Annotated in this window: 12 protein-coding genes; 10 read left to right on the forward strand and 2 right to left on the reverse strand. The window is 60.3% G+C overall.

The features are described from left to right. Positions 1 to 4: 4 nt before the first annotated feature. Positions 5 to 793: an aspartate/glutamate racemase family protein gene (locus tag O987_RS14575; RefSeq protein ID WP_043373084.1), complete on the forward strand. Its 789-nt coding sequence runs from the start codon at positions 5 to 7 to the stop codon at positions 791 to 793. Positions 794 to 1,184: 391 nt separating this feature from the next. On the opposite strand, the gene O987_RS14580 is transcribed toward O987_RS14575, so the two are convergent. Then, positions 1,185 to 1,418, reverse strand: a complete 234-nt coding sequence (locus O987_RS14580) for a hypothetical protein (protein WP_043373087.1) — start codon at positions 1,416 to 1,418, stop codon at positions 1,185 to 1,187. A 166-nt stretch (positions 1,419 to 1,584) separates the two neighbouring features. Between O987_RS14580 and O987_RS14585 the strand changes: the two genes are divergently transcribed. The 4 genes from O987_RS14585 (at position 1,585) to rsxB (ending at position 6,639) form a co-directional block, all read left to right on the forward strand. Beyond that, on the forward strand, positions 1,585 to 2,976 hold the full coding sequence (locus tag O987_RS14585; protein WP_200879557.1) for a PLP-dependent aminotransferase family protein: 1,392 nt from the start codon (positions 1,585 to 1,587) through the stop codon (positions 2,974 to 2,976). 333 nt (positions 2,977 to 3,309) lie between these two features. Continuing rightward, positions 3,310 to 4,344 carry a tRNA dihydrouridine(20/20a) synthase DusA gene (gene dusA / locus O987_RS14595; protein ID WP_080731531.1) on the forward strand — a complete coding sequence of 345 codons (1,035 nt, stop codon included), beginning with the start codon at positions 3,310 to 3,312 and terminating at the stop codon, positions 4,342 to 4,344. Positions 4,345 to 4,513: 169 nt separating this feature from the next. Continuing rightward, on the forward strand, positions 4,514 to 5,947 hold the full coding sequence (locus tag O987_RS14600) for a polyhydroxyalkanoate depolymerase (RefSeq protein ID WP_003054857.1): 1,434 nt from the start codon (positions 4,514 to 4,516) through the stop codon (positions 5,945 to 5,947). Positions 5,948 to 5,964: 17 nt separating this feature from the next. Next, the gene (rsxB, locus tag O987_RS14605; RefSeq protein ID WP_003054856.1) at positions 5,965 to 6,639 is read left to right on the forward strand and encodes an electron transport complex subunit RsxB; all 675 of its coding nucleotides are present in this window, start codon (positions 5,965 to 5,967) and stop codon (positions 6,637 to 6,639) included. A 93-nt stretch (positions 6,640 to 6,732) separates the two neighbouring features. Here rsxB and O987_RS14610 read toward each other — a convergent pair whose 3' ends face one another. After that, entirely contained in the window at positions 6,733 to 8,226 is a 1,494-nt protein-coding gene (locus O987_RS14610) for a methyl-accepting chemotaxis protein (RefSeq protein ID WP_043373093.1), read from the reverse strand. A gap of 189 nt (positions 8,227 to 8,415) precedes the next feature. On the opposite strand from O987_RS14610, the gene dapC reads away from it, so the two are divergent. The 5 genes from dapC (at position 8,416) to prmB (ending at position 14,091) form a co-directional block, all read left to right on the forward strand. Continuing rightward, on the forward strand, positions 8,416 to 9,621 hold the full coding sequence (gene dapC / locus O987_RS14615; RefSeq protein ID WP_043373095.1) for a succinyldiaminopimelate transaminase: 1,206 nt from the start codon (positions 8,416 to 8,418) through the stop codon (positions 9,619 to 9,621). A gap of 79 nt (positions 9,622 to 9,700) precedes the next feature. Further along, positions 9,701 to 10,534, forward strand: a complete 834-nt coding sequence (gene dapD / locus O987_RS14620; protein WP_003054847.1) for a 2,3,4,5-tetrahydropyridine-2,6-dicarboxylate N-succinyltransferase — start codon at positions 9,701 to 9,703, stop codon at positions 10,532 to 10,534. A gap of 198 nt (positions 10,535 to 10,732) precedes the next feature. Further along, positions 10,733 to 11,902 carry a PilT/PilU family type 4a pilus ATPase gene (locus O987_RS14625; RefSeq protein ID WP_003054845.1) on the forward strand — a complete coding sequence of 390 codons (1,170 nt, stop codon included), beginning with the start codon at positions 10,733 to 10,735 and terminating at the stop codon, positions 11,900 to 11,902. Positions 11,903 to 11,956: 54 nt separating this feature from the next. Then, positions 11,957 to 13,156: a succinyl-diaminopimelate desuccinylase gene (gene dapE / locus O987_RS14630; protein WP_043373097.1), complete on the forward strand. Its 1,200-nt coding sequence runs from the start codon at positions 11,957 to 11,959 to the stop codon at positions 13,154 to 13,156. Next, positions 13,153 to 14,091, forward strand: a complete 939-nt coding sequence (gene prmB / locus O987_RS14635) for a 50S ribosomal protein L3 N(5)-glutamine methyltransferase (RefSeq protein WP_043373100.1) — start codon at positions 13,153 to 13,155, stop codon at positions 14,089 to 14,091. Before dapE ends, prmB begins: the two co-directional genes overlap by 4 nt. The last annotated feature ends 35 nt before the right edge of the window (positions 14,092 to 14,126 follow it).

The raw sequence follows: 14,126 nt of genomic DNA on the forward strand, positions 1-14,126 counted from the left end.
AATCATGCGCATTTTGATCGTGAACGTGAATACCACCGAGTCGATGACCCATGCCATCGGCATGCAGGCTCAGAAAGTGGCTGCGCCAGGCACGGAGATAGTCGCTCTGACCCCGCGCTTTGGGGCCGAATCGGTTGAGGGGAATTTCGAGAGCTATCTTGCCGCGGTCGGAGTTATGGATGCGGTGATGAGCTATGGCCAATCCTTTGACGCCGTCATTCAAGCTGGCTACGGTGAGCATGGCCGCGAAGGCCTGCAGGAGTTGCTGGATGTTCCCGTGGTGGATATCACCGAGGCTGCGGCCACGGCTGCCATGTTCCTGGGCCACAAATACTCTGTGGTCACGACGCTGGATCGCGCTGTGCCATTGATCGAGGATCGACTCAAGCTCGCAGGCCTGAACGACCGCTGCGCATCGGTTCGCGCCAGTGGCATGGCTGTGCTGGAGCTGGAGACCCAACCCGAGCGTGCGGTCGAAGCGATTGTTCGCCAGGCTGGCCTTGCCGTCAGCGAAGACCATGCGGAAGTCATTTGCCTTGGCTGTGGAGGTATGGCCGAACTGGATGCCAAGATCCGCGAACTCACCGGTGTGCCGGTAGTCGATGGTGTGGCTGCTGCCGTGGCCATTGCTGAGTCGCTCGTGCGTCTGGGCCTGAGCACATCCAAGGTGCGGACCTACGCCCCGCCCCGCACCAAGCGTGTGACGGGCTTCCCCTTCACGGGTCACACCCCTACTGCCCGGATTTTTGCGAATGGTTCCAAGTCTCTTGCTCCAGTCAAGCAAGCGTCTTAATGAACAGTCTTCATCGCCTCGAAGAATTCCGGGGTGAAGGGCCGAAACGGCTCTGAAAACAAGACCATGGCAAGGTCGATGTCTCAGGTCATTCGGCATGATCCGACCTTGCCGTACCAGCATACAAAAAAGCGCTTCATTGAAGCGCCCTTTTTTTTGGGGGGTAGCTCAGGAGCTTGCACAAAGCCGTTGAAAGGGCCGCTTCACGCAGTCATCAGCCCGGAGCCAGCCTCGTGTACTCGGGCAAAAGATGTCCCGAAGCCTGAAATCAAAGGCAGTGTGCCACGGCGACACCAGGCAGATTGCCATTGCCATGAAGTCACCATTCAAGGTTAGCCCGACAGTTGCAGGGTTGATCGCATTACCGGCTCTAGCTGCCCAGTCCGTCCAGTCAAGGAAGACTCAAGTCCATACCGAGCATCCTGGCGAGGCCAAAGGTAAAGAGCAATACACCCAGCAGTGCGAGCATGAAGATGGCAACCAGCTTGGCACTCGTGCGTAGTAGCGCGCGCCTGTCCACGCCCTTCTTCCCTTGGTCGTAATGCCACTTGATGGCGAAGAACATGCATGTGCCGAAGATGAGCACCTTGAACGTTACAAAGACTACAGGGACCCAATCGATCATTTTGAGAATTTCCAGCCTATGACTGACACTGTCTGTTGTGGGGAACACCACCTCCCAGGCATGAGAGGCAAAACGTCAGCGATTGCCATACAAGAGTGATTTCGCTGCCGTGTCGAGGCATATTACTTAAAAGCAATTTCCATACATTGAGACAGAATGTATGTATATGAAAGCCATACAAGATGACCGTTTGCGCGCGTGGTTGCCGCGATTGTCCGCGCATGGAGGGCCGCGTTTTCTGCAGATTGCAGATGCCTTGCAGGCAGCCATGGCAGACGGATTCTTGAGTCCGGGTGACCGTCTACCTCCACAGCGCCAACTGGCAGCACAACTAGGCATCGACCTGACAACGGTCACGCGCGCGTATGACGAAGCCAGACGCCGCCACTTGCTGGAAGGCCGCGGCGCCCGAGGCACCTATGTCGCAGCACCGAAAGTGGAACTGACCACTGTCCTCGACCTGGGCATGAATACCCCACCGCCGCCCGACGGTGTGGACTTTGAAGATATGTTGAAGCAAGGCCTGTCCCAGGTGCTGATGAGAGCAGATGCCAATCTGCTGATGACTTACCACCTGGGCGGAGGGAGCGACTCCGACCGCAAGGCGGGAGCCCGATGGCTTGAGCCCATGCTTGGACAGCGGGATCCAGAGCAGGTTGTTGTCTGCCCAGGCGCACAAGCGGCGATCGCTGCATTGATTCTTGCGCAGACCAAGCCTGGCGATGTGATCCTGGCGGAACCGATGGCTTATCCGGGCCTGCGCACCGCAGGGACACAGTTCGACCGACGCATCGTTGCAGTGGATGCGGATCAGCACGGCATGGTGCCCGAAGCGCTTGAGCAGGCGTGCCACAAGCACAAGCCTGGGCTGATCTATCTCAATCCGACATTGCAGAACCCGACAAGCATCACCATTCCTGAGCACCGCCGAAGGGAACTCGCCAGCATCGCGAAGCGCTGCAATGTACGCATCGTCGAAGATGACCCCTACTGGCTGCTTGCCGATGCCCCGCCGCCGCCTATTGCCTTCTTCGCTCCAGAGCAGGTGTGCTACATCTCGACCCTGTCGAAATGCCTGACTCCGGGCTTGCGCGTGGCCTTCGTTCTCGTTCCTGATATGCACGAACGCGAACGCTTCCTCGCCACGCTCAGATCATTTGCGCTGATGGTCGCACCTCTGACGGCCGCACTGGCCACGCAGTGGATCTTCGATGGTTCAGCAGCTGAATTGATGGAAGGAGTACGCAAGGAGGCCCGCCTGCGCCACTGGATGGCCAGAGACATTCTAGCGGGACGCTACATCGGCGTCGGAGATGGCCTGCATGTATGGCTCGAATTGCCGAGCTACTGGAGCTCCTCGCAGCTCGCACATGCCGCTGGCAGCGAAGGCATAGCAGTCACGCCGGCGGAGGCATTCGCCACTGGCAACCGCTCCGTAAACGCCATTCGCATCTCTTTGGGCAGCATCAAGGACCGTGAACGCTTGCAAGCCGGTCTTCACCGGCTATCTCATCTGCTGGCGCGACAGCCCGACTCGTTGATTGCCGCCGTGGTCTAGCGTCCAGCAAGCGGCTTTTCGCGTCGCAGACATGCGTCCTTACTGGCGATTCCGCAGCCTCCAGCGAGCGGATATCCAAAGTCATCGCGCTTCTGGCTCCGTGATTCCCACAGCCATGTCTTCGCCAAAGCCTTGCTCGTGAAAGTCTGCGCCTGTGTGTGCACAATACTGCCCTTATCTTTTGGGCGAGTCTGGGCCGTATATACGCTTGGGTCATCTACCCTTTCCTGGCTGAAATAGTCCCCATAGTGAAGGCACTGAGGGGCAAAATATTGGGGTTTCTGGGTGTTTTTCAGGGCGATGTATGGTGCTGCAAGCCCACAGATTTCATCAATGAACAAAGAAAATATCCAAACGAATCAACCAGTTCACAGCATGTGGCGCATGTCGGTGGCCCCTATGATGGACTGGACGGACAAGCATTGCCGCTACTTCCACCGTCTGCTCAGCCAGCACACCCTGCTCTATACCGAAATGGTGACCACCGGTGCTCTGGTGCATGGCGATGTGGCCCGCCATCTGCGTTTCGAAGCCGAGGAACATCCTGTGGCGCTGCAGCTGGGAGGCTCGGAGCCGGCCGATCTGGCGCACAGCGCGCGCCTGGGCGTGCAGTGGGGCTATGACGAGATCAATCTCAACTGCGGCTGCCCTAGCGAACGCGTGCAGCGCGGCGCTTTCGGCGCCTGTCTGATGAACGAGGCCGCACTGGTGGCCGATTGCGTCAAGGCCATGGCAGATGTGGTGTCCGTGCCGGTCACCGTCAAGCACCGAATCGGCATCGACAAAATCGAAAGCTATGATTTTGTGCGCGACTTCGTCGGGACCGTTGCCGACGCGGGTTGCCATGTGTTTGTGGTTCACGCTCGCAATGCCTGGCTCAAAGGCCTCTCCCCCAAGGAAAACCGTGAGATTCCGCCGCTGCGCTATGAGGTCGTGGCACAGCTCAAGCGCGACTTTCCGGGCCTGACAATCGCCGTCAACGGCGGCATCAAGACCGATGATGTGGTGCTGCAGCAACTGCAGCAGGTCGATGGAGTCATGGTGGGTCGCGAGGCCTATCACAATCCCTGGTGGATGGCGTCCTGGGATGCTCTCTACTATCAGGATGAGAGCAGAGAACGCACGCGCGAGGGAATTGAGGAGCAAATGGTGCTGTATATGGAGCGCGAAGCACGCGAGCATGGCACGCACTGGTATTCGATTGCCCGGCATATGCTCGGTCTGCGCAACGGTCTTGCCGGTGCGCGCCGCTGGCGTCAGGTCTGGAGCGACCACCGCCTCAAGCCCCTGCCACCGCACGAGGTGATGAAACTGGCCCGCACCAAGCCGAACGAGATCCAGCAGGAAGCCGCAGAGCAGATGCTATGAGCCTGCATGAAAAGCTGACTTCAGTCAGCTTTTTTACTTTCAGACACCGCGAAATTCGGCCTTCGTTGCGCAATCCCCGCAGATCCGGAGCTTGAAGGGAATTCACTACTTCGCATGTCAAACTCTGCTGTTATATTGCACTGCAACATAACCCGCAAAAGTGCCTCCGATGCTCTATCAGATCTACGAAATGCAGCGCGCAATGGTCGAGCCATTTGCAGACTTTGCCCAGGCCGCGTCCAAGTTCTACAACAATCCTCGTTCGGTCTTCAGCCAGGTGCCCTTGGCCCAGCGCATGGCTGCGGGCTTCAACCTGATGTATCGCCTGGGCAAGGACTACGAAAAGCCCGAGTTCGATCTGCATAACGTCGAGGTCAACGGCGTGGATGTCACCATCCGCGAACGTGTGGAGATCGACAAGCCGTTTTGCGAACTGCGCCGCTTCAAGCGCTTCTCCGACGACCCTGAGACGCTGGATCTCATGCTCAGCCAGCCTGTGGTGCTGATCGTGGCCCCACTCTCCGGCCACTACGCCACCTTGCTGCGCGACACCGTGCAAAGCATGCTGGGAGGCCACAAGGTCTATATCACCGATTGGAAAAACGCCCGCATCGTGCCGCTGTCCGAGGGCGAATTCCATCTGGACGACTATGTGAACTATGTGCAGGAGTTCATTCGCTATCTGCAAGGGCGTTATGGTCAGTGCCATGTGGTCAGCGTCTGCCAGCCAACGGTGCCGGTGCTGGCGGCGGTTTCGCTGATGGCCAGCCGTGGCGAAGTCACGCCGCTGTCCATGACCATGATGGGCGGGCCCATCGATGCGCGCCGCTCGCCAACGGCTGTGAACAATCTGGCCGAAACCCGCAGCTACGAATGGTTCGAGAACAACGTCATTTACGAAGTACCGAACAATTACCCCGGCGCCGGCCGCCGTGTCTACCCGGGCTTTTTGCAGTACTCGGGCTTTGTGGCCATGAATCCCGACCGCCACGCCAACAGCCACTACGACTATTTCAAAGACCTGATCAAGGGCGACGAGGCCAGCGCCGAACATCACCGCAAGTTCTATGACGAGTACAACGCGGTACTGGACATGGACGCCGACTACTACCTGGAAACCATCGCCACCGTGTTTCAGGAATACAAGCTGGTCAAGGGCACCTGGGAAGTCAGGAACGAGCAAGGCAAGCCCGAGCTGGTGCGCCCGCAGGACATCAGGAACACGGCCTTGCTGACGGTTGAAGGCGAGCTGGACGATATTTCGGGTGCCGGCCAGACCCGTGCCGCCCATGATCTGTGTGCCGGCATCGCTGCCGAGGCACGCCAGCATATCGAAGTGCAAGGCGCGGGCCATTACGGCATCTTCAGCGGCAGCCGCTGGCGCAAGACCGTCTACCCTCAGGTGCGTGACTTCATCCTGTCCCACCAGCCAGCCAGCGCCACGGCCGCCAGCGCCGCTGGTCATCTGAGCAGCGTCAGCGATGATGGGCCCGAGCTGGAAAGCAATGAAGCCCATGCCGACAAGCCTGTCAAGACTGCGAAAACAGGTGAAAATAGTGCTCCTGCCCAGAAAGGACGCGGCTCCCACCGCGCCAGGGCGTAAAGGCTCACCAGACCAGAATGAACTCATCCCTGTCCGCAGCCTCTTCGCTTCAAGCATTGGCTGCGAACATTGATGCAGCCCTGCCCCAGACACAGTGCACGCGCTGCGGTTATCCCGACTGCGCGTCCTATGCCCAGGCCATTGCAAGTGGAGAAGCCGCCATCAACCAATGCCCCCCCGGCGGCCAGGAGGGCGTACGCCGACTGGCGTCCATCACCGGCAGGCCAGAGTTGCCGCTCAATCCCGAGAACGGCCTGGAGGCACCCCGCGCCCTGGCAGTGATCGACGAAGCATGGTGCATAGGCTGCACGCTGTGCATCAAGGCCTGCCCTACCGATGCGATTCTGGGTGCCAACAAGCGCATGCATACCGTGATTGCCGACCATTGCACGGGCTGCGAACTGTGCATTCCCGTCTGCCCGGTCGACTGCATAGAACTGATCAATGCCAGTGCTGACACCACAGGCTGGTCTGCCTGGAGCGCTGCGCAGGCGGAACATGCCCGCAGCCGCTATGGCTCACATCTGCAGCGCACGGGCCGCAAGGCCAACGCGCCGGTGCGCACCACGGCGCAGCCCGCGGCAACAGGAACCGGCGCTCAAGCCGTCACGACGGCAGCGCCAGCTCAGGACAAAAAGGCGGCGATTGCCGCCATTCTCGCCAAGGCCAAGGCTCAGCGCGCCCAGAATTGATACCAAATAAGCCTCTATCACTTATATATAAAGCGCCAGATGCTCTTAATTCAATAGTATCCTCTGGGACTGCAAAGGTCTCTCGGGGTTTCACTAGGCGCCGACCAGGCTCTTGTAGACGCCACAACCCCAGTAAAGGCCTGCGTGCTTGCAGACATAGGACATCTTGGTCTGCACCTGCTGATTGCTGGGGTTGATGTAGTCGTATTCCACCCAGCCCGGGCGAAGTTCGGCCTGGGCCATGATATCGGCCATCAGGCGGTCGCCGTCGATACCGGGTACGTCCTGCACACGCAGACCCACTTTGGCCGGATTGCCGCCGAAGGCCCGGTACTCCCCTTCGGAGGACAGGGCAAACACATACATATCGCGGTCGTGAAACGGCTGCGCAGGATCGGAGACGACCTGCAGCAGGCTGGCGACACTCGAGGAGCTTCTGGCTTGCCGCATGGTCGCATTCACCAGCGCCACGGCCTCCTCGGCCGTGCCCTGCTGCAACCTGAAGCGCGACACTGCGTCCGACAGATGCTGGGCACGCAGCTGCAACTCCTGCGCCTGCTGCAACGCCTGGCTCACCATCTGGGCGTTGTGCTGGGTGATTTCATCGATCTGGTGCACGGCATTGCTGATTTCCTGAAGCCCTGTGCTCTGGCTGCTGGCCGAGTCCGAGAGCTCCCCCATATGACTCACCACGTCGTGGACGGCCCGCGTCACACCCTGGATTTCCTCGACTGCGCCGCGCAGCAGCTGCGTGCTCCGGCCGACCTGCTGCACGGTTTCGCCTATCAGTTGCCGAATCTCCTTGGCTGCCTCGGCGCTGCGCTGGGCCAGCGTACGCACCTCACTGGCCACCACGGCAAAACCGCGCCCCTGCTCGCCGGCCCTGGCGGCTTCCACCGCCGCGTTGAGCGCGAGAATATTGGTCTGAAAGGCAATACCGTCGATCACCCCGATGATTTCCCGCATGCGCCCTGCATTGCGCTCGATCAGTTCCACCGACTGCACCGCATGCTGCATGGCTCGGGCCCCCTGGTCGGCAGCCGAGCGCACTCCGTCGGCGCGGCCATGGGCCGCCTTGCTCACCTCGGCATTGTGCTGAACCGCCGCCGTGAGCTGCTCGACACTGACCACGGTCTGCGCCAGATTGCTTGCCTGCGTCTCGGTACGCTCGGACAGGGCCTGATGGTCCTTGACCATACTCTGCCCGGCCTGGGCCACCAGGGCCGCGTTGCTGCGGACATCGGCCACCATGGCCGACAGCGCATGCACCATGGACCCGGTGAGGCTTGATGCCTCCGGTCCATGGCCGGGCTTAGCGCCAGCGCTCATGCTCAGGTCTCCTTGGGCGACCTTTTCCAGCGCCAGCTGCATGTCCTGCCACTGCTGCTGCCAGCGTTTGTGAAGAGCGCCTAGCCACAGCAGCACTCCCAGGGCCCACAATGACAACCAGCCCAGCTGCAAAGTTGCGCTGAGCCCCAGCACGGGCAAAACAGGCCCGGCGAGCAGCCATGGCAGCCCCAGCCACAGCAATCCGGAATTCCTCACTCGTACGTGGTTTTTTTTGTCGGGCAAGATGCGCTTTTGCATTGCCAGTCTCCATTCGTTTTTTGTTGTTGACTTCGTTTGCTGACTTCGCAGCTTGTTCACGGTAGCCACTTGCTCTGTCATCCAGCTTACGTAACAAATTGCAATTTCCAGAGCCTGCAAACCCGCAAATTCGAAACCATGAGCACTGTTTTCTCATGCGAAAATGGCATCAGCCCATAATGTGTCACTATGAATCCCCTGCTCTCGCGCTTACAGCCTTATCCGTTTGAACGTCTTCGCCAACTGTTTGCCTCTGCTCAACCGCCTGAGGGCCTGCGCCCCATCAGTCTGGGCATTGGAGAGCCGCGTCATGCCACGCCAGCGTTCATTGAAAAAGCACTGAGCAGCGAACTGCAGGGTCTGTCCGTCTACCCTGCCACCGCCGGTCTGCCGGCCTTGCGCCAGGCCTGCGCCCAATGGGCCAACCGACGCTATGGCATCGAACTGGATGCCGCGACCCAGGTTCTGCCCATCAATGGCTCGCGTGAAGCCCTGTTTGCCTTCACCCAAGTGGTGGTGGACAGCACCCGGACCGGTGCGCGCGTAATCTGCCCCAACCCCTTCTACCAAATCTACGAAGGTGCGACGCTGCTGGCTGGGGCTACCCCGTATTACGCCGCCAGCGATGCCGCGCGCAACTTCGCCGTGAACTGGGACGCCGTGCCCGAGGAGGTATGGCAGAACACGCAGATGATTTTTGTCTGCTCGCCCGGCAATCCCACCGGCGCCGTGATGCCGCTGGGCGAATGGGAAAAGCTGTTTGCGCTGTCCGACAAGCACGGCTTTGTGATTGCCAGCGACGAGTGCTACAGCGAGATCTACTTCCAGGAAGAAGCTCCGCTGGGCGGTCTGGAAGCCGCTCAGAAGCTGGGACGCCATGATTTCAAGAATCTGGTGATGTTCACCAGCCTGTCCAAGCGCAGCAATGTGCCAGGATTGCGTAGCGGCTTTGTGGCGGGCGATGCGGCCCTGCTCAAGTCCTTCCTGCTCTACCGAACCTATCACGGCGGTGCCATGAGCCCTGTGGTGCAGACGGCATCGGTCGCTGCCTGGGGCGACGAAGCCCATGTGCAGGAAAATCGCCGCCTGTACCGCGAGAAGTTTGCCCAGGTCACGCCCGTGCTGCCCAAGGTCATGGATGTCAAGCTGCCCGATGCCAGCTTCTACCTCTGGGCCGGCATTCCGCCGGAATTGGGCATGGATGATGCACAATTCGCCAAAGAGCTGTATATTCATACAGGCGTGACGGTTTTGCCGGGAAGCTATCTGGCACGCGAGGCCCATGGATTCAACCCCGGAGCCAACCGCATCCGAATGGCTCTGGTGGCCGAAACGGCAGAATGCCTTGAAGCAGCTCAGCGTATTGCCCAGTTCATCGAGTCCCGCACACGCTGATTTCCACCCAAGGTCTGCCTTGCGCAGGCCTCATGACCCAACGATTCACCTCAACTTTCGATCTTTGACCGAAAACATCATGACGCAACAACTGCAATCCATCATCGACAACGCCTGGGACAACCGTGCCAATATCTCGCCTTCCGCCGCCCCCAAGGAAGTGGTGGATGCCGTGGAGCACGTGATTGCCGAGCTCAACGACGGCAAGCTGCGCGTGGCCACCCGCGAAGGTGTGGGCCAGTGGACGGTGCACCAGTGGATCAAGAAGGCCGTGCTGCTGTCCTTCCGTCTCAAGGACAATGCACTGATCAACGGCGGTGCCCTGAACTTCTTCGACAAGGTGCCCACCAAGTTCGAAGGCATGAGCGAAGCCGAGATCGCCGCCACCGGCGTGCGCGTGGTGCCTCCTGCCGTGGCCCGTCGCGGCTCCTTCATCGCCAAGGGCGCCATCCTGATGCCTTCCTATGTGAACATCGGCGCCTATGTGGACGAAGGCACCATGGTCGACACCTGGGCCACCGTGGGCTCCTGCGCCCAAGTGGGCAAGAACGTGCACCTGTCCGGTGGCGTGGGCCTGGGCGGCGTGCTCGAGCCCCTGCAAGCGAACCCCACCATCATTGAAGACAACTGCTTCATCGGCGCCCGCTCCGAAGTGGTCGAAGGCGTGATCGTGGAAGAGAATTCCGTTCTGGGCATGGGCGTGTACATCGGCCAGTCCACCCCTCTGTTCAACCGCGAAACCGGCGAAATCACCTACGGCCGCGTGCCCAGCGGCTCGGTGGTGGTCAGCGGCAACATTCCAAAGCAGACCAAGGACGGCAAGGACTACTCCATGTATGCCGCCATCATCGTCAAGCGTGTGGATGCACAGACCCGCTCCAAGACCAGCATCAACGACCTGCTGCGCGACTGATAGGCGCCCGGCCATGCTCGCTCCGCCCTGGTGCGGAAGCTGCACCGGCAAGCCCTGCACAAAAGCCTGCCCGCTTATTAGCGCGCAGGCTTTTTTCATGCCGAAGGTCGGCTTTGGGCGTCATGCACCATCTGTACCGATTGGACACGCGCTAACATGCGCGGACAGAGAGGCTGCGCAAAAGAGGATGAAGAGCAAATGAGCACCATGGAAAAAATTCTGCGTCTGATGTCCGAGAAAAAGGCATCGGACGTGTATCTCTCCGCCCGGGCACCCGCGCTGATCAAGATCAACGGCATCTGCATCCCCATCAACAATCAGGAGCTGCCGGTCGAAGCTCCCCTGGCCTTGCTTTCCGAAGTCGTCAAGCCCGAAGCCATCGAAGAGCTCAAGCAGACTGGCGAGCTGAACATGGCGATTCCCATGAGCGGCATCGGCCGTTTTCGTATCAGCGCCATGCGACAGCGTGGCTCCTATGCGGTGGTCGTACGCTTTATCTCGTATCAGATTCCGTCGCGCAATGAACTGAATCTGCCTGCCATCGTCAGCGAACTGGTCATGGAAAAACGCGGCCTGGTGCTGGTGGTCGGCGCAACGGGCTCGGGCAAGAGCACGACGCTGGCGACCATGATCGAAGAACGCAACGAAAAGCTCACCGGCCATATCCTGACGGTGGAAGACCCCATCGAATTCCAGTTCCGCAACAAGAAATCGATTGTCAACCAGCGTGAGGTCGGCACCGATACCAGCACACTGGCGACCGCACTCAAGAATGCGCTGCGGCAGGCCCCCGATGTCATTTTGATCGGCGAAATCCGCGACCGCGAAACCATGTCGGCCGCGCTGGCCTATGCCCAGTCCGGTCACCTGTGCCTGGCCACCCTGCACGCCAACAACAGCTATCACACGCTCAACCGCATCCTGTCCTTTTTCCCCGAGGAAGTGCGGCCCAGCATGCTGGGCGAGCTGGCAGCCTCGCTCAAGGCAGTGATCTCCCAACGCCTGGTCCGCACCGTCGACGGCACGCGCGTGCCGGCCGTGGAGGTGATGCTCAACACCAAGCTCATCAGCGACATGATCGTCAAGGGCGACTTCGGCGGCGTCAAGGAGGCCATGGAAAAATCCATGGCCGAAGGCTCTCAGACCTTTGAGGAAGCACTGGCTGCGCTGGTGCGCAGTGGCACAATTGAGCGCAACGAAGCGCTGGCCTATGCCGACTCGCCCACGAATCTGATGTGGCGTATGGATAATGACGTCAGCCATGCGGCCACTGCTGTCAAAGCTCCGGCCATCACCGATGTGATCCTGCCCGGCGACGACGATATGCCGTCCTTCACGGAAATCACCCTGGATGTCAGAACCGCCTGAAGCCGTCCGCCAAGGCGGCTTTGGCATTGTTTTAGTTTCAAGCCTTCTCCCTACATGTCCCGGACCCTGCAACTGACCGAGCAGCTCATCAGCCTGCCCTCCGTCACTCCCGAAGATGCTGGCTGCCTTGAGCTGCTCGCCGCTGCCCTGATGCCCATGGGCTTTGCCTGCGAGCGGCTGGATAGCGGCCCCGCCGACTTCCGCGTACAGAATCTGTGGGCAAAACGCTCTCCAGCGCTTTCTCAGTCTACGCAAGGCGCTATCAATCCAGATAGATCTGTGCTGGTCTTTGCCGGCCATACCGATGTGGTGCCACCCGGTCCGCTCAAGGAATGGACCAGCCCGCCTTTTGTGCCCATGCACCGCGACGGCAAGCTCTATGGCCGTGGGGCCAGCGATATGAAGACCTCCATCGCGGCCTTTGTCGTGGCGCTGGAAGAGTTTCTGCAGGCCACGCCCGAGCCCGCCTTTGACATTGCGCTGCTGCTGACCAGCGACGAGGAAGGCCCCTCGGTCGACGGCACCAAGGTCGTGGTCGAGCAGCTACGCCAACGCGGCGAACGCCTGGACTGGTGCATTGTGGGCGAGCCCACCTCGGTCAAACAGACCGGCGACATGATCAAGAACGGCCGCCGCGGCACCATGAGCGGCAAGCTCACCGTCAACGGCGTACAAGGCCATATCGCCTATCCGCAGCTGGCACGCAATCCCATTCACGAGGCCCTGCCTGCACTTGCCGAGCTCGCCGCCACGGTCTGGGACCAGGGCAATGCCTTCTTCCCGCCCACCAGCTGGCAGATCAGCAATATCCATGGCGGCACGGGCGCCAGCAACGTCATTCCCGGCCACGTGGTGATCGACTTCAATTTCCGTTTCTGCACCGAGTCCAGTTCCGACTCCCTGCAAAAGCGCGTGCATGAAATCCTGGACCGTCACGGGGTCGAATACTCGCTGATCTGGACTGTGGGCGGCCAGCCCTTTTTGACCACGCCGGGCACGCTGGTGCAGGCCGTGCAGACCGCCATCAAGGATGAAACCGGACTGGATACCGAGCTGTCCACCACCGGCGGCACCAGCGATGGTCGCTTCATCGCCCAGATCTGCCCCCAGGTCATCGAGATGGGCCCGCCCAATGCCAGCATCCACAAGATCGACGAACACATTGCCGTGGCCGATATCGAGCCGCTGAAGAACATTTACCGCAAGACGCTGGAGCAACTCCAGCGCCAGCAGACCGCAACCCAGACCGCATGAGCACTACCAGTACAACCCTGATCTCCGGCAACACCGTTGCCGAACTGATTGCCAGCGGCACCCGGGCGCTCACCGCTGCCGGCGTGGCTTTTGGTCATGGTACGGCCACGGCCGAAGACGAAGCGGCCTGGCTGGTGCTCTGGAAGCTGGGCCTGCCCCTGGACAGCGAGCTCACTCCAGGCGCTCCGGAATCTGTCGCAAATCAGCCTGTTTCCCTTGATATACAAGCGCAGACAGCTAAGCTTTTTGATGAGCGTATCCGCAGCCGCAAGCCCGCCGCCTATTTGACGAACGAAGCCTGGCTGGTAGGGGTACCCTTCTACATCGACGAGCGCTCCATCGTGCCGCGCAGCTTCATCGCCGAGCTGCTGGCCGACGGCAGCATCGACGGCTGGCTGTCCGACAAGACCGTTCAGGTGCTGGATCTGTGCACCGGCAACGGCTCCCTGGCCTGCCTGGCCGCCATGGCTTATCCCGAAGTCCGGGTGACCGGAGCCGATATCTCTACCGATGCCCTGGCCGTCGCACGTATCAATGTGGACAAGCATGGGCTGCAGGATCGCGTGACACTGCTGGAGAGCAATGGCATGAGCCAGGTGCCCGGCCCCTGGGATCTGGTGCTGTGCAACCCACCCTATGTGAATTCGGACAGCATGGGCAAGCTGCCCGCCGAGTACCAGGCCGAACCCGAGCTGGCCCTGGCCGGCGGCACCGACGGCATGGACTTCATCCGCCAGCTGCTAGAGGATCTGCCTGCGCGCCTGAACAAGGATGCCGTGGTGGTGCTGGAAATCGGCAATGAAAAGCCGTACTTCGAGGCCGCCTTCCCTGATCTTCCCGTGTTCTGGCTCGACACCAGCTCGGGTGACGAGCAGGTGCTGCTGATTACCGAAGAGGCCCTGCGCCACTGGTCCGACAACGCGCTATCCTCATAAAGGCCGAAGCTGTCAGCCAAAAAGGCCCGGTCGAA

The organism is Comamonas testosteroni TK102, from assembly GCF_000739375.1.
Taxonomy (GTDB): domain Bacteria; phylum Pseudomonadota; class Gammaproteobacteria; order Burkholderiales; family Burkholderiaceae_C; genus Comamonas; species Comamonas brasiliensis.

Coding starts and splice junctions, on each gene's coding strand:
- O987_RS14585 (WP_200879557.1), top strand. CDS start 1,585: ATGAAAGCCATACAAGATGACCGTTTGCGCGCGTGGTTGCCGCGATTG.
- O987_RS14580 (WP_043373087.1), bottom strand. CDS start 1,418: ATGATCGATTGGGTCCCTGTAGTCTTTGTAACGTTCAAGGTGCTCATC.
- dusA (WP_080731531.1), top strand. CDS start 3,310: ATGAACAAAGAAAATATCCAAACGAATCAACCAGTTCACAGCATGTGG.
- O987_RS14625 (WP_003054845.1), top strand. CDS start 10,733: ATGAGCACCATGGAAAAAATTCTGCGTCTGATGTCCGAGAAAAAGGCA.
- dapD (WP_003054847.1), top strand. CDS start 9,701: ATGACGCAACAACTGCAATCCATCATCGACAACGCCTGGGACAACCGT.
- O987_RS14610 (WP_043373093.1), bottom strand. CDS start 8,226: ATGCAAAAGCGCATCTTGCCCGACAAAAAAAACCACGTACGAGTGAGG.
- prmB (WP_043373100.1), top strand. CDS start 13,153: ATGAGCACTACCAGTACAACCCTGATCTCCGGCAACACCGTTGCCGAA.
- dapE (WP_043373097.1), top strand. CDS start 11,957: ATGTCCCGGACCCTGCAACTGACCGAGCAGCTCATCAGCCTGCCCTCC.
- rsxB (WP_003054856.1), top strand. CDS start 5,965: ATGAACTCATCCCTGTCCGCAGCCTCTTCGCTTCAAGCATTGGCTGCG.
- O987_RS14600 (WP_003054857.1), top strand. CDS start 4,514: ATGCTCTATCAGATCTACGAAATGCAGCGCGCAATGGTCGAGCCATTT.
- O987_RS14575 (WP_043373084.1), top strand. CDS start 5: ATGCGCATTTTGATCGTGAACGTGAATACCACCGAGTCGATGACCCAT.
- dapC (WP_043373095.1), top strand. CDS start 8,416: ATGAATCCCCTGCTCTCGCGCTTACAGCCTTATCCGTTTGAACGTCTT.